This is a genomic window from Bacillus sp. DNRA2 (assembly GCF_012843265.1).
Taxonomy (GTDB): Bacteria; Bacillota; Bacilli; order Bacillales; family Cytobacillaceae; genus Bacillus_BU.
On the sequence record NZ_JABAIT010000090.1, the window covers coordinates 1 to 308 of the forward strand.

Annotated in this window: 1 protein-coding gene; it reads right to left on the minus strand. The window is 37.0% G+C overall.

Annotated elements, in window-relative coordinates:
* A partial coding sequence (locus HHO41_RS22135; RefSeq protein ID WP_169102747.1) for an IS200/IS605 family accessory protein TnpB-related protein occupies positions 1-308 on the minus strand: 308 nt, incomplete at both ends.

Genomic DNA, 308 nt, shown 5'->3' on the forward strand with positions numbered 1-308 from the left:
GGTATAGCTTTCTTCTTGTCTGAGAAAACGGATGCCTTCTTTTAAACATTTATTTTCTATGGCAGATATGAGTTTCTGAAATGGAATTTGGACAAACTGTTGATTGTTCTTTTTTCCCATATCGCATTCTTGTTTCCAACCAGCGTTATACCCCATCACAATCGTATCAATATTATATTCCCTCGCTTTTTTAAACAACAAACCGACGGCTTGTGAGAAATATCCATTGATTTGGTGCTCTCGTTTGTTCCAGAGTTCAGCTAGTTTATTGGTCACAACCCGTTTGGAAATGCCGTTTTCGATATTTT